This window comes from Pseudoflavonifractor sp. 524-17, assembly GCF_009935845.1.
Lineage (GTDB): Bacteria > Bacillota > Clostridia > Oscillospirales > Oscillospiraceae > Pseudoflavonifractor_A.
Genome location: NZ_QWEK01000027.1, coordinates 1 through 22,056, shown reverse-complemented (window position 1 = coordinate 22,056; position 22,056 = coordinate 1). Strand labels below are relative to the sequence as shown.

Below are 22,056 nucleotides of genomic sequence, written 5' to 3'. Positions count from 1 at the left end.
GAAATTCACCCCCTATATCACAGCGATTCAAACTTTTTCAGCAGATTCGTGATGCCCTGCCAGACCTCTGTGTAACCCCGCCGCAGGTCCTCCACGTCCTGGGCGTAGAGGTTCCGGGTCTCATTGCACCGCCGGGCGATCTGATTCACATTGCTGGAGACGGACCGCAGGAGCTTCACCAGCTCCGCTACGCTGGACAGATCCAGCTGGACCACATATCCGTCCACCGCCATTTTCCTCAAATAGGCCCGCAGGTTCATGGTCCCCAGGAGGGCCATTTTTTGATCAATGACCGCCTTTTCCGCGGGTGAGACCTTGGTAAACAGGCCCACCGTCCGGCCCTCGTTCTTCCTCACAGCGCCGCCTCCCTCTGGTGGCTTTTTTCTGTGCCGGGACTTGCTGGGGCGGGCGGGACATAGGAACGTATCGCCGCCCGGATGGACGGTTTCCCGCCCTGGGGCTCCGGTGTGCCGGGCTCCACCTGTTCCTCTTCCTTATCCTCCAGATCGGGTGCGCCGCCCCGGCCATCGCTGTCCAGCTCAATGTTCAGCTGAGACAGCCGGGCGGACTTGGCCTCCAGCTCCGCCTCCTGGGGGAAGGGCTGGCCGGCCTCCTCCTTCGCCGCCTCCAGATCCCGCTGGAGGGTCTCCAGCCGCTGCTTCTGCTCCTCCAGGCTTTTGGGAATCCGCTCCAGGGCGTTGTGGATGCGGCTGATGTTGCCCACAATATCGTCAGACAGCTCCGCCGTGTAGGTCAGATTCTGTTTCAGCGTCACTCTAAACTTGAAGCCGTTAAAATGCAGCCGCATGGGAAAGCCCCGGTACTGGCCCAGGTCCAGGGGATGTTCCGGGCCGGTTATGGTCTTGCAGGCGTCCACCAGCGCCAGCCCGGCGGCCTTGCGCTCGGTGTAAATCTGGCCCAGAATCGTGATGGAAAAGGCGTCCTCCTTGACCGGGTGCATATCCCGGATGCCACGGTCCTCCGTCAGGGCCCGGAGGAACAGCTCAGCCTCCGCTATCTTCTGGGGATAGTGCTTGACCACCATGTCCTCCAGCTCATACTGCTGGGCCATATGGTTGGATTTCAGCACCTTCAGCTTGGCCACCTGGATATCCAGGTCCAGCTTCTCCTTGATTCTCGGGTCGCCGGTGGCGATCATCTTGACCTCGGCGTAGGAGAGGGCGGCGGCGTCCACGTCCTCAATGGACCGGGCGGGGCTCTTCGAGGTCATCACCTGGCCGATAAACTTCTGCTTATTCTCCACCAATCCCCAGGTGTAGGCGTCAAAGGTCCCCTTGGTGACGTAGCGAAAGATTTTCACCTGCTTGTTCTCGTTCCCCCGCCGGACAATCCGCCCCGCCCGCTGCTCCAAATCGGCGGGCCGCCAGGGGCAGTCGAGATCATGGGAGGCAATGAGCCTGGTCTGGCAGTTTGTGCCAGCCCCCATTTTCTGGGTGCTGCCCAGCAGAATCCGCACCTTCCCCTCCCGGACTTTTGCAAAAAGCTCGTCTTTCTGCGCCTCGGTGTTGGCCTGGTGGATAAAGGCGATCTCCTCTGGAGGGACGCCCCTGGCGATGAGCTTGTCCCGGATGTCCGCATACACGCTGGTCTCCAACCGGAGGGTCTCCGCGTCCACCTCATCCTCCGGCTCCTGTTCTGTATCATCCTCCTTGTCTTTTTTAGATTTTTTCTCCGCTTTGCCCTTGGGCGTGGACAGATCGGAGAAAATGAGCTGTGCCGACCGCGCTCCGGCGCTCTCCTGCCAGATGCGGAACACATTTTCCACGCAGGCATTGACCTTGCTGCCTGGGTCGTCCGGCAGGAGGGGATTGGCGATGCGCTGATCCAGGGCCAGCTTGCGGCCGTCCGAGGTAATTTTCAGCATATTGTCCACGGTGGGCTGCACGTTTCCCCTTCTGACCTTCTCCGCCCGGGCGGCCAATTCCTGGACCATCTCCTTCTGGGCCTCGCTGGGCTCGGTGGAGATGGTGATATACTCCGCCTCCGGGACGGGGAGGTTGAGCATATCCGCCGTCTGGATGTCCGCCGCCTCCCGCCAGAGGCTCATGAGCTCCGGCAGATTGTAAAACCGGGCGAACCGGGTTTTTGCCCGGAACCCCGTGCCCTCCGGGTTCAGCTCTACCGCCGTCACCTTCTCCCCAAAGGAGGCCGCCCAGGCGTCAAAATGCCGCAGCCCCCGCTCCTCCAGCAGGCCGAATTGCAGGTAGCGCATCATGGTATGCAGCTCTACCATACTGTTGGAGATAGGCGTCCCCGTGGCGAAGGTGAGGCCCCGCCCGCCGGTCAGCTCGTCCATGTAGCGGCATTTGGCAAACATATCGCTGGATTTTTGCGCCTCTGTCTGGCTGATTCCGGCCACATTGCGCATTTTTGTGTGGGTAAAGAGGTTTTTGTAATAATGCGCCTCGTCCACAAAGAGCCGGTCTACTCCCAGCTCCTCAAAGGTAACAGTGTCATCCTTTGGCTTATCATTCAGCTTTTTCAGCTTCGCGTTCAGCTTGAACTGGGTATTCTCCATCTGCTTGATAGACCACTTTTCTTCCTTCTGCGCCTTAGCCGCCTCGATAGCGTCCATGATCTCGCTGATCTGATCCTGAATCACCCGCGCCTGCCGCTCCGGGGAGAGGGGGATTTTTTCAAACTGGGTGTGGCCGATCACAATGGCGTCATAGTCTCCTGTGGCAATGCGGGCGCAGAATTTCCTGCGGTTTTTGCGCTGAAAGTCCTCCCTGGTGGCCACCAGCACCTTCGCGCCGGGATACAGGCGTAAAAAATCGCCGCCCCACTGCTCGGTCAGGTGGTTGGGCACGACGAAAAGGGATTTCTGGCACAGCCCCAGGCGCTTGCCCTCCATGGCGGCGGCGATCATCTCAAAGGTCTTGCCCGCCCCCACGCAGTGGGCCAGCAACGTGTTCCCGCCATAGAGCATCCGGGCCACGGCGTTGCGCTGGTGGGGCTCCAGGCTGTACTCCGGGTTCATGCCGGTAAACCGGATGTGGTCCCCGTTGTATTCCCGGGGCCGGATGGAATTGAACAGGCGGTTGTAGGCAGCGCAGAGATCGGCCCGGCGCTCCGGGTCCTTGAAAATCCAGTTCCGGAACGCCTCGCAGATGGCGTCCTTCTTCTGCTGGGCGATCATGGTTTTTTTCTGGTCCACCACGCGCTTTTCTTCGCCGTCCACAAAAACCGTCTTGTGAATCTGGGTGTCCCGCAGATTCAGGGCGTCCTCAAACAGCGCGTAGGCGCTGCGGTATTTTGTGCCGTAAGTGGACCAGATGAGGGGGCTGTCCCGATTGTCCTCGCGCTTGCCCTTGACGTTCCACTCGCCGGACGCCTGGGAATAGAGCACATCTACCGCGCCTTTCTGGAGAGACCATGGGGTTTTCAGCAATTCAAAAAGAAACTGCCGGTAATACGCCGGCTTCACCCAGGGCGCACCGATGTGGATGTCAATCTCGGCGGCGGTCAGGTCCCTGGGCTGCACCTGCTCCAGCTTTTCCACATTGACGGAGAACTCGGGGTAGGATTCGGCGGCGGCGCGGGCGGCGGCCAGCTTCTTCCGCACATCGCCAGAGAGGTATTCGTCCGCCGTCTGCCAGCCCTTGTCCCAGTTTGTGCCGCCGGCCTCCAGGTCAAAGGGGCCGGTATCGGGGGCCTTGAAGATGACGCCCCGCAAATCCGCCACGATCTGTGGGATCTTGTCCCCGCCGCCAGCCAGGCTCCGGCCGTCCATGAGGGAGGCCATAAAGCCCAGGTCAACGCAGGCCCTCTCCGCAATGGAGACGGCCAATGCCTCCGCCGCCGTGTCTACACTGGTGACGCTCTGATGGTGCTGGATGGTCCGCCGGGAGAACATATCCGCCTTGCGGACCAGAGCGCCCTTGTCGTCCAAAACCTCCAGCGAGCACAGCAGCGGATAGGAGGAGTCCTTTCGGAACGCAAGCCGGTTTCCGGCGCTGTTCAGCAGGCCGTATTTCTTCGTGAACTGGTCATAAAGCCGGTTGAGATTGGCCTGTTCCCCCTGGATTTCGCTGTCTTTCGCTCCATTCAGCTGCAAGTCGATGAGCTTCCGGGCGCTGTCCCGGATGGCGATCATGCCCTTGACACGCTCCATAGGCACCCTGCCCAGCTCCACCCGGTCCATGCGGGAATTTTCCCGGAAGTACAGCTTGCCGCCGGCCAGAGCGAAGCTGAAATTGCGCACAGAGGGGTCGGCTGGGAGGTGCTCTGTCTCTTTGCCGTCCTCCCGCTCCGGCGGGGCCAGCTCCAGCAATTCCCGGTTGGGCGCTTCGATGTGCCGGATCGCCTCCGCAAGCTGCCGGGTGAGATCCGCCCCCTCCAGGGGCAGGCAGGCCGTCTCCGTCTCGTTTCCGTACATATTCTTCCAGAACGACATTTCGCCCAGTACCATCTCCGGGTGATCCAGGAAATAGCGGTTCAGGGGAACACCATCCGCCGTCTGGCCGCTCTCCACCCACTCCGGCAGCCGCTCCGGGGCCCGGTCCCGCTTCTGGAAAAAGAGGATATCCGTGGTGACTTCGGTGCCTGCGTTGGCCTTGAACGCGTTATTGGGCAGGCGGATCGCCCCCAGCAGATCGGCTTTCTGGGCCAGGGACACCCGAACCTTGCTGTTCTTCTTGTCCAGAGTGCCCTTGGCGGTGACAAAGGCCACGATGCCGCCGGGGCGCACCTTGTCCAGGGTCTTGGTGATGAAGTAATCATGAATGAGAAGGTTCTGCCGGTCGTACCGGCGGTCGTGGACGCTGTAGTTCCCGAATGGGACGTTGCCCACGGCCATGTCGAAGTAGTTGTCTGGATAATCGGTGCGCTCAAAGCCGTCTACGGTGATGTCCGCGTTCTGGTAGAGCTGCTTGGCGATCCGCCCGGTCAGATCGTCCAGCTCCACGCCGTGGAGCTTCGCCCCCGCCATGGACTCCGGCAGCAGGCCGAAGAAGTTCCCGATGCCCATGGAGGGCTCCAGCACGGTCCCCGGCTGGAAATTCATGTTCTCCACCGCCTGGTAGATGGCCTGAATGACGGCGGGGGATGTAAAGTGGGCGTTGACGGTGGTGGCCCGGGCGGAGGCATATTCCTCGGGGGTCAGCAGCTCCTTCAGTTCAGCGTATTCCTTGGACCACTTCTCGTTCTTGGGGTCAAAGGCCGGGGCCAGCGCACCCCAGCCCACATAGCGGGAGAGGATTTCCTGCTCTTCGGGCGTAGCAAGACGGCCCTCCGCCTCGATCTGCTTCAAGGTACGGATGGCCGCCGCATTGTACTGATATTTTGTTTTTTCGCCGCCAACCCCCAGGTTCTCGTCGGTAATGCGGAAATTGTGCTTCTCCGGGCCGGTGCGCAGCTTCTCAGTGACAGTCTCCGCTTCGGCGGGCGGCGGTGTGAGGATACCGCCGTCCAGTCCGGCGTATTCCACGGGCGGAGCCGGGGCCGGCGTTTCCTCCGCCTGCCGGAGCTGGGCGGCTATGTCCGCGGCGATATACGCCTCGCTGCGCTGCTCCGCCTTGACGCACTCCCGCACAGAGGAGATTGGCTCGGAGCGGAAAATGGGGAACCAGCCCTTTACATCCAGGTCTTGCAGGCTGACCGTCCCGGCCTGGAAATCCACGCTGTCGATCTTCATGCGCCGCCCGTCCATGGTCAGCTCCATGCCCAGGGGGATATACGCCCCCGCGTCCATGGCATGGAGGATCTCATAGGGCGCGTCCGGGCCGCGCTCCGGGTCAGGCCGGGCCAGCAACACGCTGTGTCCCCGCTCCAGCAGCTTCACCGCCGCCGCCTGCCACGCCGCGGCGCTCCCTGTGACGGCCACATTGCCCAGACCGGGGATGTCCCGCGTCAGCAGCTCCTTTCCCATAGCGGGGGCCGCCTCCTCCGCGTCCTTGCCATAGAACAGCAGATAATCGCCCACCTGGACGCCAACGAGCTTGTCCGGGTGGGCGGCTTTCAGATTCAGATATTCCTCCACGTTGGGGGTGAGATCCGGTTCGGCCTGCACCGCGGCAGGGGCGTCCGGCTGCTCCGGCTCATCCGCTCCGGCGGCCTCTGCGGCCTGCTCCGGCCGGGGCTGGGCCAGCGCGGGATAGGTTTCATGTATGATCTCCTGGTGGAGCCGGCTGTGGAACGCAACATGATCGTAATACTGCTTCATCAGCACCGTGTCGTTGATGGCCAGCACCGCCCGCTTGATCGCCTCGTTCCCCTCCAGGACCGCCAGGTCCCGGCCGGAATTGGCGCAGGCGTTCCGATACGTTGTATCTTCCAGCACCAGCTCTTTAACCATGGGCACGTAATGCGCGTAGATTTCCCTGACAGTCGGGTGATCGCCCAACACGCCATATTCTGCCGCCGGGGCCGCAGCGGGGGCCTCCGCGTCAGGTTCCGGGGCCTGGGACGGCGCAGGCGCGGGGGCCTCCGCGTCAGGCTCCGGAGCGGATGGCGGCACGGACGGCTGGACCTCCGGCGCGGGCGGTTCCGGTTCCGGCCTGGGCGCGGCGGAGAGGGCAAAGGAGAACTGGCCGTCCCCGTCCTCCCGCGTACCGGACTGCATCTTTTGGGCGAGGGCGCGGGCGGCGGCGGTAAGTTCCCCTTCCGGGGCCTCCGGGGCCGCATCGGCCCCGGACTGGGGCTTCGCCCTGTCCGGGGCTTTCTCCTGCTTTTCCGCCTGCTTCAGCCGCCGCTCCGCCTCCAAGGCCGCCTCCGGCAGCGGGGCAAACAGGGGGGACTCGCCCCGCACATACGCCGCCAAATCCCGCACGGCGTACTGCATGGCACGATAGTGGGGCGTATCAGGCGGAAGGGGCGCAAATTCGCTCATCATCCTGTCAAACAGCTTTGCGGCCTCCTCCGGGCTGTCCAGCAGGGGGAGAATGTCCCGCTGTGCCGCCTCCGGGTCCCACTGGCGGGGGCCGCCGGGCTGATGGAACCGGAACGCGTAAATCTTCCGGGCCAGGACCAGCTTTTCGTAGGCCGGAAGACCTGCCTTTTCCTCCTCGCTGAGGTAGGCCCCGCGGTCAATCAGCGCCCGGACGCGTTTGCCCACCTGGTTCCAGCTCAGTGTAACCGTATCATAGCCCTGAAACCCGGAAAGCTCGTCCTCGCGGGTCAGTTTGAGCCCCTTGGAATCGTACCTCTCATCGTAACCCACACAGCTGTGACCGCCTGTGCCGTAGAGCTCCTTCAAACAGCCCGCGCACTCTTTGGCGTTGTGGCCCTGGATAAAATAGGAGTAGATTTGCGGCTTGGCCTCTGAAATGTGGGGGCCGCCGGTGATCAGCCGGTCAATTTCGTCCTCCGTGATAAAGCTGGCCCTGACAGGGGCGAAGCCCTCTTGGGCCTGGAACGGCGTAACAGGCCGGTTCAGATCCTCAATACGGGAAGCAAGAACGACAGGGGAGCGCGCCTGCCGGAAGCGCAGCAGTCCGGGATTATCCTTGTACGCGGCGTTGAATATCCGCATATCCTCCACAAGTTTTTCCCGCTCCTGTGGAGTCCGCAGCACCCGCTCTATCGCCGTTGTGCCAGCCGGAAAGCCGGGTTCGGCGTATCCCTCCGCGATTGCGGGGAGAAAGCCTCTCTTTTCCGCTTCCTCGCTGAAATCCCGGCGCAGATACCACAGGGCTTCCGCCAGTTCCCGGAACTCATTGTCCCGGGCGGCGGCAAGTTTCTCCTGGGCGGCGAACCTTCCGTCCTGCAGGAGGCCGGACACCATGCCGGCGGCTTTGCGCCAGGACACCAACGTACTGCCGTTTCCAAAGGCGGAGCGTCCCGGCGCAATGCGGAAGCCCTCCTGATTGAACCACAACGCGTAATCCTGTCCGGCAATGGTGATCCCCTTGCCGCCCTCGCCAAACTCCTGTTTCAGGAAGGAGGAGGCGGCAAATTCGCCGGGGCTTTTTTGAAAAAAGGCCACAATGCGCTCGATGCTGCGGGCCCCATTTCCGCCGCTGGTGAGGGCGCGGCCAACCACCGCCTCCGGCACTTGTCCGGCGGGAAGGGAAATCTGCCCCTGAGCCCGCCGGTCCTCCATCTGGACCTGGGCGATGTGCTCCACCTGCTCCTCCACTGTGGGGAAGAGGGAAAACAGGGCAAGGTCCGGCTGCGCAGGGGGCGGCGCTTCTTCCTCAGACGCAGAAACGGCGGGCTGTCCGCCCGCCGTCTGCTCCTCCGGATTTACTTGTAGACGATTTCCGCCAGCACCTGCTCCTCCGCCTGGGCTGTGAAGCGGTTCACCGCCTGGACCCACCCCATCTGATCCCGGGCTTTCATTGCCTCGTCCACCCCGTTCTGCCTCATCAGCCCGGCCACCATCTGGTCCACCTGCTCCTGAGCCTGCCGGTCGATCTCCCGCAGGTGGGGGTACAGCCGCCCCGTCAGCAGCATGGAGGTGTACCTCCCGTGGTGGTGTTCCTCTAGGAAGGTCTCCCGCAGCAGGCCATACCTGCCCAGGGGCGTCTCCTCCAGCTCCTCCGTTCCGTCCAGCGCCAGGTCCGGAATCAGGTAATCCCCCGCCCGCCTGTAGGTCAGTTCCTTCATCATGTCCGCTCCTCTCTTCTGTACTTTCTCGATTTAAAGTGTTAAATTGTTCTCTGGCTTTAGTATACTCTATCACCGCCGGTTTTGCAAGCCCCTGTTCCACATTTTTTTGCGGCGTTCCGGCCCGCTCCCGGTCAAACACTTTGACCGCCCGGCCAATCTCGTTCAAAAGCTCCATGGAAGCCCTGCCTGCGGCGTCGCCCAGGTGGTGGAGGACGGCGGGGGTGGAGAACTCGGCGATGCCGGAGAGGTCCCCGTCCTCCAGATACTCGCCGGGGTCCAGGCCGCAGCGGGTGAGGACGGCATACTGGACGCTGGCGGTGAGCGTCCTCCGGAAGCGGACCTCCAGATTGAGTTCATCCAGCTCCTCCAGCAGACTGCCCCCCACGTCATAGCGCAGGTCCGTCAGATAGTCCCGGTAAATCCCGTCCGCAACGCGGTGGGCCTGCTCCATGAGCTGCCAGCCAAAGTCCGCTTCCGCTGCGGGGCCGTACCGGCGCTCCAGCGCCGCCCCAACCGCGCCATATTTCTCCGCCGTCAGTTCCCACAGGTAGGGCGTCCGCGCCCCCCGCACCGGGCGGGTGTCGGTCACATCGAAGACGTACTCCAGATGAGGCCGTCCGCCGCCGTTCTTTTTGATGAGAGCAATGCCCTTGGACCCGGGCTTCACCCACCGCCGCATGGTCTCGTTCCACAGCTCCATACTGGCGCAGGCGGCGGCGTCCGGCCGCTGGGCGTAGATCAGGAGCTGGTCGTCAAAGGAATATTTATAGAGCCGGGCGGCAGTGGTTAAATATTGCTTCCAGCCGTCCGCGTTCCGGGTGACGCCGCGGGCGGTCTGGTCCGCCAGCTCGGAGACAAATTGCAGTTTATTTGCCATGAAACCCTCCTTTTTTCATCATATTAAAGAGGCCCGGAGGGACACAGCGTTCAGGCTGTATCCCTCCGGGCTTTGTCTGTATGAATACAGGTTATTACTCCGAATCCCCTGCGGCATTGACGGCGGACACCAGGGCATATACCGCGTCGTCCAGCGCGTCCAACACCGCCTCGTCCCTGCGGTCCGCCAGGTCCATGAGGCCCTTTACCGTGTCCTCGCACAGCCCCAGCCGCGCCGCCAGCTCTTCCGCGTTGGGGAAGCCGCCGGTATTCAAAAACCACTCGCAGGGCATCCCGAAGAACCGGGCGAGCGCCTGGAACTGGTACAGGTCCGGCACGCTGCTCCCATTGCGCCAGCGGTTGACTGTGGACACAGACACGCCCAGCCGGCTGGCCAGCTCCTTGGGCTCCGCGCCGCTGACGGCCAGCATCTGGTTCAGGCGGCGGCAAAATTGATTCTGCTTCATGTACGATCTCCTCCATTTTGATTTGGTTTCTTGTCAAACTCCAGCTTGAAACGGACGTATTTTCCGCCATCGTCGCTGAGGACCACTGTTGCGTCATAGAACACGCCCTTCTGCTCAGAAAACAGGCCGGTGACAGCGGCGCGCCCTGTTTTCAGCAGGGAGGCGGCGATTTCGGGTGTCAGCTCCTTGCGCTTGGCGGTAAAAAAGCGGTGGTTTTTCCACAGGGCAAAGCCGCAGGGGGCGCTGTCGTAATAGCTCTCGCAATAGAAGCTCTTTTTGCCCTCCACCACGTTTTTGCCGCAGCGGGGGCATTTGCCAACCGCCGTCCGCCCGGACTGGGCGAGGGCGTCAGAGGAGACCGCCGCGTTGCGGTAGGCTTCCACCAGCCCGGTGAGCATGGCGGTAATCCCGGCCATAAAGTCCTCCGGGGCCAGTTCGCCCCGCTCCACGGCCCCCAGCTTCTCCTCCCACTGCGCTGTCAGTTTGGCGGATTTGAGCTGGTCCGGCATGGCCCAGACCAGGGCGATTCCCCGCTCCGTGGGGATAAGCTGCCGCCCCCTCCGCTCCACAAATCCGGAGCGCACCAGCTTTTCAATGGTGGCGGCGCGGGTGGCTGGGGTTCCAAGTCCGCGTCGGGGCAAACTGCACTCCGCTGCGCCCGCCTGACGGCGAGCATCCGCTCCGCTCCGTTGCCCCTCCTTTTCCCCACGCAACCCGCTTCGCTGGGCTTGCGCGGGGGCCCCGTTTCCGGCATCGTCAGGAGCCTCCTCCGCCCCGGCTGTCTCCATGGCGGCCAGCAGGGTGTCCTCGGTGTAGCGGACCGGGGGCGAAGTTGCGCCCGCCCGCAGCAGGGCGTCCGCGCCCTCCAGCCGCTGGCCCTCCGCCAGCGCCGGGAGCGTGGGGGCGGAAGGCTCCGTCTTTTGCTTCAGCGCGGAGCGGAACGCCGTCTCAATCTCCCTCCAGCCCTCCGCCTTGACCGTGCGGCCCTTGGCGGTGAAGGATACCCCGCCGCACTCCAGTATCACGGCAGTTTCCGCGTAAATATGGGGCTCGCCCACGGCGCACAGCAGGCGGGCGGCGATGAGAGAGAGAATATTCCGCTCCCCGGTGGGCAGGGCGGCCAGATCCGTACCGGCAAGTTCCGCCGTGGGGAGAATGGCGTGGTGGTCGGTGACTTTGCCGCCGTCCACCACCTGGGCGGCGTGTACCGGGAAGGGCCGGCCCGCCAGGAAGGGCATCGCCCCCGCCGCCGCAACACACAGCCCCGGCAGGCCGTCCGCCATATCCTCCGTCAGATAGCGGCTGTCCGTCCTGGGGTAGGTGGCCAGCCGCTTCTCATAGAGGGCTTGCAGATAGTCCAGCGTCTCCTGAGCGGTGTACCCAAAGAGCCGGTTGGCCTCCCGCTGGAGGGCGGTCAGGTCGTAGAGCGCCGGGGGGTGCTCCGTCCGGTCCCGCTGCTCCACAGACTTCACCACAATCGACGTGCCCAGGCAGGCTGTGCGCAGCCTTTCCGCGTCCGTTTTAGAGGAAAACCGCCCGCTTGCGGCCCGAAGGGCCGGTGTATCCAGCTCCACAGTATAGAATTTCTCCTTTTTGAATTTCTGGATGGCCGCCTCCCGCTCCACCAGCAGCGTGAGGGTGGGGGTGAGCACCCGGCCCACGTTCAGCGTCCTTCCTTTATACAGGCACGTGAACAGCCGGGTGGCGTTGATGCCCACCAGCCAGTCCGCCTGGGCGCGGCAGAGGGCGGCGGCGTAGAGGCTGTCGTATGCCCGGCTGTCCGCCAGATGGTCAAAGCCCTTTCGGATGGCGGATTCCTCCATGGAGGAGATCCACAGCCGCTTCACCGGCTTCGTGCAGCCGCACAGCCGGTAGACCAGCCGGAAGATCAGCTCCCCCTCCCGTCCGGCGTCGGTGGCGCAGATGACGGTATCCACCTGTTCCTCCGCCATCAGGGCGGCCAGGGTGTCAAACCGTCCCTTGGTGTCCGGCAGAATCTGATAGCGCCACCGGTCCGGCACAATGGGCAGATCCCCGCAGCTCCATCTGGAGTAGCGGGGATCGTAGGCGTCCGCCGGGGCCAGCTCCACCAGGTGGCCCACGCACCAGCTCACCAGCCAGCCGCCGCCCTCCCAATAGCCGCCCCGGCGGCGGCCGGCCCCCAGCACCCCGGCAATGGCCTGGGCCACGCTGGGTTTTTCAGCGATTACTAATTGTATTTTCACCACTCCTTTTTAATAATTTCCGGTAGCAGATACCCAGACAGGGCGCGTCCCGGCCATAGGGACAGCCGTGGCAGGGGTGGCCGGGCGGACGCTCCGGCGCGGCCTGGGGCCGCTCCGGACCTGCGGGGGTTTGCTGCATCAGGCGCTCATAGGGGCTGTCCGTGAACCGGGTCATTCGCCGCCGTCCTCCTCGTAGTGATAGCCCTCCGGAAAATCCGGCTCTTCTGGCTCGCCACAGGGATACCGGGGCGCGGGTTCCTCCTCATCCTCATTGACGGTCTCCTCCGGCCCTCCGGTGAGCTCGTCCAGGTCCTCTGCCTCCGCCAGCTCCTTTCTAGGCTTATAGATTTTCAGGTAAAATCCGGCCCCGCCCGCCGCCAGGACCGCAAACACCACCAGCGCCATGGCTCCGCTGCCATTCTGTTCCGCCTGCTCCGGCGGGGTGTCCGCGTCCGTATGGACGGGGGCCGTACCGGCGCAGTCCTTCCAGGCCAGCATACAGACGGGGCAGGCCGCCTCCACCGCGCCGGGGACGCACTTGTCCTCGCAGGCACACACCGGCTCCGGCTCCGGAACGGCGCTCACGCCGCCGCCCTGGCCCGCGTCCTCCTCCGCCAGGGCCAGCAGGTCGGATTCCGTCACCGCGTTGAGAAAATAGACGTTCTCACTCCCCCGGTTCCGGTCAATCACCAGGTAAAACACATGTTCATCCGGGGTGGAGATGGTGAAAAACTCCCTGCCGCTCTCCGCCGCCGCGCCGGAGGCGCTGTCAATCACCGTCCCCTGGCCGCCGGGCGGGACAGAGGGCGCTGCGCTCCCGGACGCTCCGGCATCCGGCTCCGCGCCGGAGGCAGAGACGGAACCTGTCGGAAAGCAGCGGATGTACTGGGATTTTTCATAGGTTCTTCCGTCAAAGCCCACCGCCTGGACCTCCACGGTGCAGTTTTCCGTCAGCTCCACCACGCAGCGCCAGCGGTCCTCCGTCCGCTCCAGCGCCCCGGTCAGGTCTTGCCAGCCCCCGCCGCCCAGCTTCACCTGGGCCGACTGCGGGCCCGGCCCGGCGGGATCGGTGATGCAGATCTCCACCTCCGCCCGCTCCTCTGCCCAGCCGCCGGGCGGGGTGATGCGGATGGCAAGGCCGGGCGCGGGCTCCGCGCCGTCCTCCGTAAACGCCAAGGCCGTGCCCGCAAAGGGCACGGCCAGCGCCATACACATAAGTGCGCACAGGACCAGCCGGACCGTGCGCCCCATCGTTCTTGTCTTCATAGGCTCAATGTTCCTCCTCATTCGTCAAATTTGTCTGCGCCCCCTGAATCCGGTCCAACAGGCCCCGCAGTTCCTCCGGCGCGGCGGCGGCGCCCCGCACCGCCCGGATGATCGCCAGATTCTCCTGCTCGGTGATCTGCCGCTCCAGGTCCCGGACCCGGGCCTGCCACTGGCTGGACTTCTCTTTCGCCCGTACCAGCTCGTCTTTCAAGCGGTCAATCTTTTTCTCCTTCGGCTCACGCATGGCTGTTCCCTCCCGTCTTAGTTGGTATGTAGTCCGCAAACTGTTTCACCGTATGGAAAATCCGCCGGTTGTTTACCCACCGCTGGAGCTGGCGGGTGATCTTTGGGGCGCTGGGCCGCTCATAGACCATCACGTAGGGGGAAAAGCCCAGGTCCCGCAGGGCAGTCACCCGGTACAGGTCCTGAGCGTGGGTGCTGTTGTAGTTGGTGAGTACGTACACCAGCCGCCGCCTGGGGTCCCTGATGTTGGTCAGGTCCAGGAACCGCCGGAACCGGGGAATCAGGTCCGCCGTTGGATCGTCCCAGGCAAAGTGTACGGCTTTCGTCCGCACCCGGTTCAGCAGCGCCATGTTGTCCGGTGTGATCAGGCGGATGTCCAGGCCCTGGGTGAAGTCCACCCAGGCACCGCTCTGCGCAAGCTGTGACAGCAGCGTTTCATGGTCAGGGCAGGCCAGGAGATTGGCGTCCAGCAGCTTGATCTCCTTCTGACCGTCCCAAAACTCGGACAGGTCCGCAACCCGGCGGCTCTGCCGCCCCTCCTTGCCGGAGACAATGCAAAATCCGCAGTTTCTGGAACACCCACGGCTCAGGAAGCCGTAGGCGGCGTCAGAAAACTGCGGATAGATGCTGTAATCCGGATAGCTGTGCTCCACTTCGTCCGGGAGGTCCGGGCCGGGGCCGTAGCCCGTGCCGCCCTGTATGACCTCCCCGGCGTTGGTCACAGCGAAGGAGTCCCTGGAGTAGGTGTCCGTAAAAACCCGGCTTTTGTACACCCGGTCATACCGCCCGGCGGGGTCCCACCATGTTACACAATCGCCCCGCGCCTTGTGCCACGCGGACAGCTTCATCAGGCACAGGTTGGGCCAGTTGTGGCCGTCCACGTCAAGCAAACCAATGTTCAAATACCCATCACGCCTCCTAAAATCGTCATTTAAGGTTCCGGCATCCGGCCAAATGAGTAGAAATGCTGCACCCAATAGCGGCTGTTGATATCGGCGTATTGGATGGGATCGCCGCAGTGGATCATCTGGCCATTGCCCACATAGATGCCCACATGGGATACCGGGGTGTTGCAGGAAAAGGTTTTGGTGAAGAAAATCAGGTCCCCGGGTCGGGCGTTCTCTCTGGAGACCGGGGTGCAGAGGTTGAACAGGGCCTGCGCCCCCAGCCGCCCCACGCTCCAGCCGCTGTGATTGACCACCCAGGAGACAAATCCGGAGCAGTCGAAGGACGTACTGGGACTGCTTCCGCCCCAGACGTAGGGAAACCCCAGGTATTTCTGCGCTTCGGCCAGCATTGCGGCGTAGGTTTCATCCGTTACCGGCTCCCCGGGATAGTCCGGGATGGCCGGCCCGCCCGGTACGCCGGGGATCGCACCGCCGCCGGTCCCGCCGTCGCCGGTGTCCACGAAGTAATAGGGGTTCAGGTACGCGCCGCCGTGCAGGACCTCCAGGTGGAGGTGGGGCCCGGTGCTCTGGCCGGTGCTGCCCACCGCGGCGATCACGTCCCCGCGCTTCACTTCCTGTCCGGCGCTGACGTTCAGGCTGGCGCAGTGGGCGTACCGGGACTGATAGCCCTTTTCGTCCTCAATCACCACGCACAGGCCGTAGCTGCCGGCCTCCCCGGCGGAGACCACTCGCCCATCCTGAACGGCCCGGATGGGCGTCCCCTGGGCGGCGGCGATGTCCACCCCCCGGTGCAGGTTCTTTTCTCCGGTGACGGGGTGTACCCGCCAGCCGTATCCGCTGGACACACAGGCCAGCCAGGGGAAATCGAAGGGATTTCCATACGCCTGCCTGCCGCCCAGCGTTTGCAGATAGACCTCATAGCGGTCCGCCCCCTCGCCGGAGGGCAGACGCCCGGCGATGATGTCCCCCAGGGGCCGCACGGTCAGGGTGGTCTCCAGGACCCGCCAGTCATAGGGGTTCCCCTCGCTGTCATAGCGGGTCTCCACCACGGCCTCCCGGGTCAGGGCGTACTGCTCGCCAAACAGCTGGTCAAGCTCAGGCCGGACCTGCTCCAAGGTGAACGCGCCAAAGGCGGCGGAGAGATACCCCATGAGCTCGTAGGGGTTGTGGCCGATCTCCCCGATGCGATAGCGGTATTCGTCATAGCCCGGGTGATTGGATTCGGTCTGGGCAATGTCAAGCTGCAAATCGGTCTCCAGCTCGGAATAGTACAGGTCCGCGCCGCAGATATCCGCCTCATCAGCCGGATAGACGGCGGAGAGAAGGGGGGCCTGGACGCCGGGGAGCATGGCAGTGCAGGAGGCCATGCCGGCCACAAGGCACAGCACTGCCGCTGCCGCCAGCGCCGCCGCCAGAAGCGCCGTCTTGTGGCTGGAGAGGAACTCCGCCGCTGCCTGAACGGCTTTCCCGGCGGCAGTGGACGCCCGTCCGGCCTGCCGGGCGCGGGTTTGGGCCTCCCGGGCTGCCTGGGCATAGCGGCGTTTGAGCTTCTGCTTGTGGAGCCACTTGGCAAAAACCCGTTTCCGCTGTAAGTCCGGGTGCTCCCGGAGGGCGGTCTGCCACGCCAGGTTCCAGCTCGCGTCTGCCGCCTGCCGCTCCGCATGGCGCAGGGCCCGGAAGGGTGCGGCGCGGCGGCGGTTTTTCTGCCAATGCAGCAGCCGCCCGCCGCCCTGTTCCGCCAGCAGCTCGCCCCGGTGCGCGGCCTCCACCGCCGTGTTCTGACGCTCCACCTCCCGGATCTTGCCGTGGAGCTTCCCCACCGCCGCCGCCTGTACCGCCCGGCCCGCCCGGTTCAGGAGCGTGGGGACGGGCGCAGCCTGCCGGGGCTCCTGCTCAAAGCGCAGGCGGCGGCGCACCTTCCCGGCGGCGCTGTCGTACTGCCGCTCCAGACGGACCCGGCGCTGGACCGGTATCCGGGCCTGGGCCTTTTCCAGCCTTTGGGCGGACTGGGACGCACGCCGCTCCGCCTGCTCATACCGCCGCTGTTGGCGGGCCGCCTTGGCGGGCGTATGCTGTGCGGCGGTCTGCGTCTGCTCTGGTTCAAAGCGCAGGCGGCCCCCGGGCGGCCGTTCCTCTGCCGCGCAATCCGGCGGGGTGGAATTCATGCTGATGTCTGCGGGCTCCGGCGGGACTGGGCCCGCCGGGGCGTGGGCCGCAGTCCGCCGCCGTTTTACCCCGCTTTGGATCTCCGGGAAATTGGGCGGCGGCTTCTGCCGGTTGTTTCGGCAGGCTGTGGGAGACGGCTCACGCCGTCTCCCGTTCTGCCGCCGGGGCGGTTCCTGTGGGGTATTCCCGTTTTCGCCGGTACATCCGGGCCGCTCCGGCGGCGGGACTTCCACGGAAGGAACGCAATGAGGCAAGTCTGAACTCACGGCGGGATTCGCCTGTGCCGCCGCATCCGGTGGAGAAACCGCCCCCGGACGCTCCGGCGCATTTGCCGTATCCTGCGGGGCGGGCGATCCCCCATCCAATGCGGGCCGGGGCTGTCTGCGCCGCTTGGGCGGGGACGGAGCGCCAGTCTGAGCCAGGGGGCGCTCCGGGCCGAAGGAAATGTCTTCCGCCCGCCGGCTGACCCGCTGTTCCTCGCCGGTGGCCAGGTTCCGCTCCACCAGGCCGTCCCGGCCCATTTTCTGGACGGTCTTCCCCCGCGCCTGGAACCGTTTGCCGCTCATCGGGCCGCCTCCGGCGCTTTGCGGCCCTGCTCCGGCGCGGGGGCGGACTGGGCGGCAAGCTCCGCCTTGTGCTCCGCCAGCGCCCGGCGGATGGAGGGCCTCTCTTCCGCCTGCCGCGCCGCCCGCACAGCCTGCGCCGTCCGCTCCAGATGTTCCACACCGCCGATAGCGGCGAGGGCGGCGTTGTTCATACTGGACAGCAGCGTTTGGGCGGTCCGCATGGGGGCCAGCACCGCAGACTGAACGCGGCCCTCCTGCCCGCCGTCTGCCACCTGCGTCTCCCTGCCGGTTAAGGCCCGTCCGGCGTTCTTCCAATGACCGGCCGCGCTCCGCAGCTCGCGGCCGGCGTCCTCCACCTCTGCGATATGCTGCCTGATGTCTGTGATTATGCCGCTGATGTGTTCCCGCAAGCATTCCAGCTTATGTTTCACATTCATCGCGGCAACGGCTTTGTCCAGCGCCGGTACGCCAGCCTCTTTGAAGGTTTCTACGGCGTTCCTGGCGCAGTTTGCGATCTTCTCCCGCAGACCGGCCAGCATATCCCGCGCCCACTCCACTTTGTGCTCCAGGTTGGCGGCCACACCCTGCATGAGTTTCTGCACGGCGGGCTGCTTCTCCTGGGCAAGCTGGGCCTTGACCTCCTGCAATTCCTGGAATACCGCGTCAAACTGCCGGGTCATGCCGTCCATATAGAACATCAGGAGGGACAAATCCTGGGCCTGCCCCTGGCGGCTGTGTTCTTCAAGCAGCTTCATAAACTGCTGAATGGTCTCGTGATTCTGCAAAGGGTCCATGGGTGAACGCCTCCTTTACTGCTGTTCCGCCAAGTCCTCCGGGCGGGTGGTGAGCAGACGGTACAGCTCCGTGTCCTTGGGGAAGCGGTCCACAAAGGGGATAATCACATTCCCGTAAAACAAAAGCCCCTCGCCGGCGTTGGCGTTGGTCACATAGCTGAGCTGGTGGGGCGAGATGTTGAGCTGCCTGGCCAGAATCTGCCGGTCCCCGCCCGCCTGGTTGAGCATATAAATGAAGTCGGAGTTCTCCAATATGTTCTCGATTTCGCGGGAAGAGAGCAAATCCTTGACGTTTTGTGTGATTCCGGTCGGGATTCCGCCCCACTTGCGGAACCGCTTCCAAATCTCCACCGTGTAGGCGGCGGTCTGCTCCTCCCGCAGGAGGAGGTGCAGCTCATCCACGTAGAGCCGGGTGGACTTGCGGGCCTCCCGGTTCTCCGTCACCCGGCCCCACACCTGGTCCTGCACCACCTGCATCCCGAACTTTTTGAGCTGTTTGCCCAGCTTTTTAATCACATAGCACACGATCCGGCTGTTGATTTTCACATTGGTCCGGTGGTTGAACACGTTCAGACTGCCGGAAACGTAGATCTCCAGCGCCGTGGCCAGCCGCTGGGCCTCCGGCTCCGGCTGTTGGCACAAAAGCGCGTGGAGATCCCCCAGCACCGGCATCTTCTCCGGCTTCGGGTCCTGCAAATAGTCCCGGTAGACCATGTGGACACAGCGGTCAATCACCGTCTTCTCCACCGGCTCCAGACCGGCCTTGCCCCCCACAATCAGCTCCATGAGGGACAAAATAAAGTCGCTTTTCAGGGTCAGGGGGTTGTCGTCCTCGGAGTAGTTCAAGGTCAGGTCCATGGGGTTGATGTACTGGTCCGACGTGGGGGAGATGTCAATCACCTGGCCGCCCAGCCTCCGCACCAGGGGCGAATACTCGTCCTCCGGATCAATGATGGAAATATCATCCATTGTGACGAGGAACGCGTTGGCAATCTCCCGCTTGGCGGCGAAGGATTTGCCGGAACCGGGGGTTCCGAGGATTAGTCCGTTGGGGTTTTTCAAACGCTTGCGGTCGGCCAGAATCAGATTATTGGAAAGAGCGTTCAGGCCGTAGTATAGGGCCTCTCCCTGCATAAAAAGTTCCTGGGTGGTAAAGGGAACAAAGATTGCTGTGCTGCTGGTGGTGAGGCCCCGCTGAATGGCGATCTGGTTGAGGCCCAGGGGGAGGGAGGACATCAGCCCCTGCTCCTGCTGGTAGTCCAGCCGCCGCAGGGCGCAGTTGTACTTCTGGGCGATACCCGCCGCCTGGAACACGTTGTTCTCCAGCTTCTGCCGGGTTTCCGCCGTGTTCATCACCAACATGGTGACGAGGAACATCCGCTCATTCCGGGATTGCAGGTCCTCCAAAAGCGTCTTGGCCTCCGCGCCGTAGGTGGCCAGGTCGGACGGGAGAATATCCATATCGTACCCGGCCCGGACTGCCCTTTTCTGGTAGAGTAGGGAAGTGCCGCCTTGCCGCATTTCGGCGGTAGGTCTGCACCACCCTCTCCGGGAACCGTACGTACCCCTCTCGGAGTATACGGCTCTGTCATTGTTCGGTCAGTATTCACTCACTGATTATGTATCTCATGGTGGCACTTTTCACACACCACAAGCGTTTTCCGGCGTTTAGCTAACATTGCGATTTCCCACTGCTCTCTGCCCTTTAGATTTTTCAGCTTATTTACGTGGTGAATTTCGTAACGGTCGCTTTCCGTCGTGCCACACAGCTCGCAGACTTTTGCTTTCAGCCGCTTTTCAAGAGTAGTTACCGACTGACCATAAATAATAGCTGCATTGCTGATGGTGTCAGTCGGATTCTTTGCTCCTTTACAGTCGATATACTTCGCAAAGTATCGCCGTTTTGCGCCCGCTTTTGTTTCATACGGAACGCCCCAGTCGCCTTTGCCGTCTTTATACATGGCAATGACTTTTGAAATACTGCTTTTATGCTTCGCCGCAAGGGTTTTCAGACAGCTAAATTTCATAAGGTAGGATAGGTATTTCAGTCTGCTGAAATTACTCGCTATACCGTAGTAGTTGCATATTCCTCGCAGTTCGTCATTATAAACAGTGACGATTTCTAAATCTGTGAGCCGTAACAAATAGTTTCGATGTACGGGAAATAGTGTCCCGTCACCTTTCTGTATCGCGATTCCCTTTGAGAAGATAAATTTGTGGATTTTATCATCAAACGGTACAAGCAGTTCTGTGTGGTTATTTAATGTACGCTTTTTTGCGTTGCCTGGGCCGCCGCGTTTTATTTTTCCACTCCTTCGTACACACACGTCATAACCTAAAAATCTTGCACATTCGCTGCTGTGGGTGATGAGCGTCTTTTCTTCGCTTAATTCCATTTTCAGCGTTTGACCGATATACTCGGCAAGTTTGCTCTTAATCCACTGGCAGTCCTCACGGCTCCCTTTTACACCTATGATAAAGTCGTCTGCATACCGAACATATTTTAGTTTCTTGTCGGTCTGTGAAGTACACGGAATCGTCATCAGTTGCTTGCGCTTTAATTGGTATTCTGCAAGCAGCTTCTCTTTTTCCATGCCGTCTAACTTCTTCATGTGGTAGGAGAGCCTTTTGATTTCATTGTGCAATTCACGGTATTCAGGTGTGATTTTTTCCTCGCTGGGCGTATCAAATTCAGATTTCAGCTTCATCACATATTTATCCAATTCATGCAGGTAGATGTTGGCTAACAGTGGTGAAATAATACCGCCTTGCGGCGTTCCGCTGTATGTTTTATGGTACTGCCAATCCTCTAAATATCCCGCTTTCAGAAACTTGTAAATCAGCTTGATAATCCGGGCGTCCTTGATTTTATTGTTTACAAAACCTACGAGAGCCGCGTGGTCTATCGTGTCAAAGCAACCTTTAATGTCGCCCTCCACAAACCAACGTGTGCCGTTAAATTCCTTTTTGAGTGATGTCAGAGCCGTGTGACAGCTTCTTTTGGGGCGAAAACCATGCGATACTTTTAGGAAAACAGGTTCATACACCGCTTCCAGCACCATTCTCAGGGCTTCCTGCACCAGCTTATCCGTAAATGTGGGTATTCCCAACGGACGCTTCTTCTTAGGGTCACTTTTTTTGGAGATGTAGGTTCGTCTTACCGGCGTCGGCTGATAGGTTTCATCAGACAGCGATTTTATGATTTTTGCAATTTTAGCTTCGCTGAACCCATCAGCCGTATCATTGTTTGCTCCTTTCGTTGCCGCTCCATTATTGGCGTACAGGTGGTTATACGCTGTAAAATAGAGGTCAGGACGCAACAAGTAACGATACAGTTTTGTAAAGATTTCCTCTTTGTTTGCAAGTGAGTTTTTACTGATTCTTGCTAAAATTTCGGTTGTTGGTTGCATTTGAGGCTTTCCTCCCTAATCAACTTTTATTTTAGTACACAACAACTGCGTCCCTTCGCCATGTAGACGGCATTACCGTCCTCGGACTACTACGAACGCTCCGTACCCATGCAGGATTTTCAGGCTCTATAACCATAGCCGCTCTGACGGCGCTCCTGTTTAGGGTATCCCCAGTTAGCATTGTGTGTAGGTAAATGCGGATTGTCGGTTTCGCTTTCGTTTCCTTGCCATAGGTTCTCCTACAGATTGCATGAGATTGCCGATAACCGATTGATTGAGGAACATAATCAACCGTTCTCATGCCAGAGGTTTCAGACATTTTCCTCTACCTGACAATAACAGGAATTAGAAACTCACGTATCAGTAAACCCAACTTAAACCTCATATCCGCTTAACATTGCGGTTCAGTCGCACCAAAATGCCTTTAGGTGACTTACCGCTTTACTGCCGTGCTATGTTCCCGTGTCAGCTTTCGCCTTTCGGTTAGGCAGATTGTTTCCCGTGTTATCTTACGGGGTAGTACCTTACGCTACTTCACACAATGCCCTATCTGGGCGCACTTCC

13 protein-coding genes and 1 pseudogene are annotated in these 22,056 nt (G+C 61.8%); 1 reads left to right on the top strand and 13 read right to left on the bottom strand.

Annotated elements, in window-relative coordinates; genetic code table 11:
* Nucleotides 1-17 precede the first annotated feature (17 nt).
* From mobC to D1159_RS19210, 3 genes are all read right to left on the bottom strand, one after another.
* Nucleotides 18-356, bottom strand: a complete 339-nt coding sequence (gene mobC, locus D1159_RS11005; protein WP_161845709.1) for a plasmid mobilization relaxosome protein MobC — start codon at nucleotides 354-356, stop codon at nucleotides 18-20.
* The gene (locus tag D1159_RS19215; RefSeq protein WP_243152251.1) at nucleotides 353-6,184 is read right to left on the bottom strand and encodes an N-6 DNA methylase; all 5,832 of its coding nucleotides are present in this window, start codon (nucleotides 6,182-6,184) and stop codon (nucleotides 353-355) included. The genes mobC and D1159_RS19215 overlap by 4 nt, the downstream gene beginning before the upstream one ends.
* A 2,021-nt stretch (nucleotides 6,185-8,205) precedes the next feature.
* A complete protein-coding gene (locus D1159_RS19210; protein ID WP_202621043.1) occupies nucleotides 8,206-8,568 on the bottom strand; it encodes a TnpV protein in 363 nt (120 codons plus the stop codon).
* A gap of 109 nt (nucleotides 8,569-8,677) precedes the next feature.
* Here D1159_RS19210 and D1159_RS19205 point away from each other — a divergent pair, with 109 nt between their 5' ends.
* Nucleotides 8,678-9,361 (top strand): hypothetical protein, encoded by a 684-nt coding sequence (locus tag D1159_RS19205; RefSeq protein WP_202621041.1) that lies wholly within the window; start codon nucleotides 8,678-8,680, stop codon nucleotides 9,359-9,361.
* A 181-nt stretch (nucleotides 9,362-9,542) separates the two neighbouring features.
* Here the strand turns inward: D1159_RS19205 and D1159_RS10995 are convergent, their stop codons facing one another.
* The 10 genes and pseudogenes from D1159_RS10995 to D1159_RS10950 form a co-directional block, all read right to left on the bottom strand.
* Complete coding sequence (locus tag D1159_RS10995; RefSeq protein WP_161845707.1) at nucleotides 9,543-9,914, bottom strand: helix-turn-helix transcriptional regulator; 372 nt, start codon at nucleotides 9,912-9,914, stop codon at nucleotides 9,543-9,545.
* Complete coding sequence (locus tag D1159_RS10990; protein WP_347563680.1) at nucleotides 9,911-12,133, bottom strand: DNA topoisomerase; 2,223 nt, start codon at nucleotides 12,131-12,133, stop codon at nucleotides 9,911-9,913. The genes D1159_RS10995 and D1159_RS10990 overlap by 4 nt, the downstream gene beginning before the upstream one ends.
* On the bottom strand, nucleotides 12,114-12,314 hold the full coding sequence (locus tag D1159_RS10985) for a hypothetical protein (protein WP_161845705.1): 201 nt from the start codon (nucleotides 12,312-12,314) through the stop codon (nucleotides 12,114-12,116). Before D1159_RS10985 ends, D1159_RS10990 begins: the two co-directional genes overlap by 20 nt.
* Entirely contained in the window at nucleotides 12,311-13,405 is a 1,095-nt protein-coding gene (locus D1159_RS10980) for a DUF4366 domain-containing protein (protein ID WP_161845704.1), read from the bottom strand. The genes D1159_RS10985 and D1159_RS10980 overlap by 4 nt, the downstream gene beginning before the upstream one ends.
* Nucleotides 13,406-13,409: 4 nt before the next feature.
* Nucleotides 13,410-13,649 (bottom strand): DUF4315 family protein, encoded by a 240-nt coding sequence (locus tag D1159_RS10975; RefSeq protein ID WP_161845703.1) that lies wholly within the window; start codon nucleotides 13,647-13,649, stop codon nucleotides 13,410-13,412.
* Nucleotides 13,642-14,550, bottom strand: coding sequence for a radical SAM protein (locus D1159_RS10970; protein ID WP_161845702.1), 909 nt, complete (start codon nucleotides 14,548-14,550; stop codon nucleotides 13,642-13,644). The genes D1159_RS10975 and D1159_RS10970 overlap by 8 nt, the downstream gene beginning before the upstream one ends.
* A 29-nt stretch (nucleotides 14,551-14,579) precedes the next feature.
* Entirely contained in the window at nucleotides 14,580-17,288 is a 2,709-nt protein-coding gene (locus D1159_RS10965; RefSeq protein ID WP_161845701.1) for a M23 family metallopeptidase, read from the bottom strand.
* Nucleotides 17,285-18,082 carry a DUF6674 family protein gene (locus D1159_RS10960; protein ID WP_161845700.1) on the bottom strand — a complete coding sequence of 266 codons (798 nt, stop codon included), beginning with the start codon at nucleotides 18,080-18,082 and terminating at the stop codon, nucleotides 17,285-17,287. Before D1159_RS10960 ends, D1159_RS10965 begins: the two co-directional genes overlap by 4 nt.
* Before the next feature lie 15 nt (nucleotides 18,083-18,097).
* Nucleotides 18,098-19,573 (bottom strand): annotated as a pseudogene (locus D1159_RS10955) (conjugal transfer protein TraE); the annotation flags it as partial.
* Between the two features lie 119 nt (nucleotides 19,574-19,692).
* Complete coding sequence (locus D1159_RS10950; protein WP_161845699.1) at nucleotides 19,693-21,492, bottom strand: reverse transcriptase domain-containing protein; 1,800 nt, start codon at nucleotides 21,490-21,492, stop codon at nucleotides 19,693-19,695.
* Nucleotides 21,493-22,056 lie beyond the last annotated feature (564 nt).

What these genes read in the sequence shown, in the direction of transcription:
- D1159_RS19215 (WP_243152251.1), bottom strand. Translation starts at nt 6,184, where the DNA reads ATGAAGCAGTATTACGATCATGTTGCGTTCCACAGCCGGCTCCACCAG.
- D1159_RS19210 (WP_202621043.1), bottom strand. Translation starts at nt 8,568, where the DNA reads ATGAAGGAACTGACCTACAGGCGGGCGGGGGATTACCTGATTCCGGAC.
- D1159_RS10995 (WP_161845707.1), bottom strand. Translation starts at nt 9,914, where the DNA reads ATGAAGCAGAATCAATTTTGCCGCCGCCTGAACCAGATGCTGGCCGTC.
- D1159_RS10985 (WP_161845705.1), bottom strand. Translation starts at nt 12,314, where the DNA reads ATGACCCGGTTCACGGACAGCCCCTATGAGCGCCTGATGCAGCAAACC.
- D1159_RS10980 (WP_161845704.1), bottom strand. Translation starts at nt 13,405, where the DNA reads ATGAAGACAAGAACGATGGGGCGCACGGTCCGGCTGGTCCTGTGCGCA.
- D1159_RS10975 (WP_161845703.1), bottom strand. Translation starts at nt 13,649, where the DNA reads ATGCGTGAGCCGAAGGAGAAAAAGATTGACCGCTTGAAAGACGAGCTG.
- D1159_RS10965 (WP_161845701.1), bottom strand. Translation starts at nt 17,288, where the DNA reads ATGAGCGGCAAACGGTTCCAGGCGCGGGGGAAGACCGTCCAGAAAATG.
- D1159_RS10960 (WP_161845700.1), bottom strand. Translation starts at nt 18,082, where the DNA reads ATGGACCCTTTGCAGAATCACGAGACCATTCAGCAGTTTATGAAGCTG.
- D1159_RS10950 (WP_161845699.1), bottom strand. Translation starts at nt 21,492, where the DNA reads ATGCAACCAACAACCGAAATTTTAGCAAGAATCAGTAAAAACTCACTT.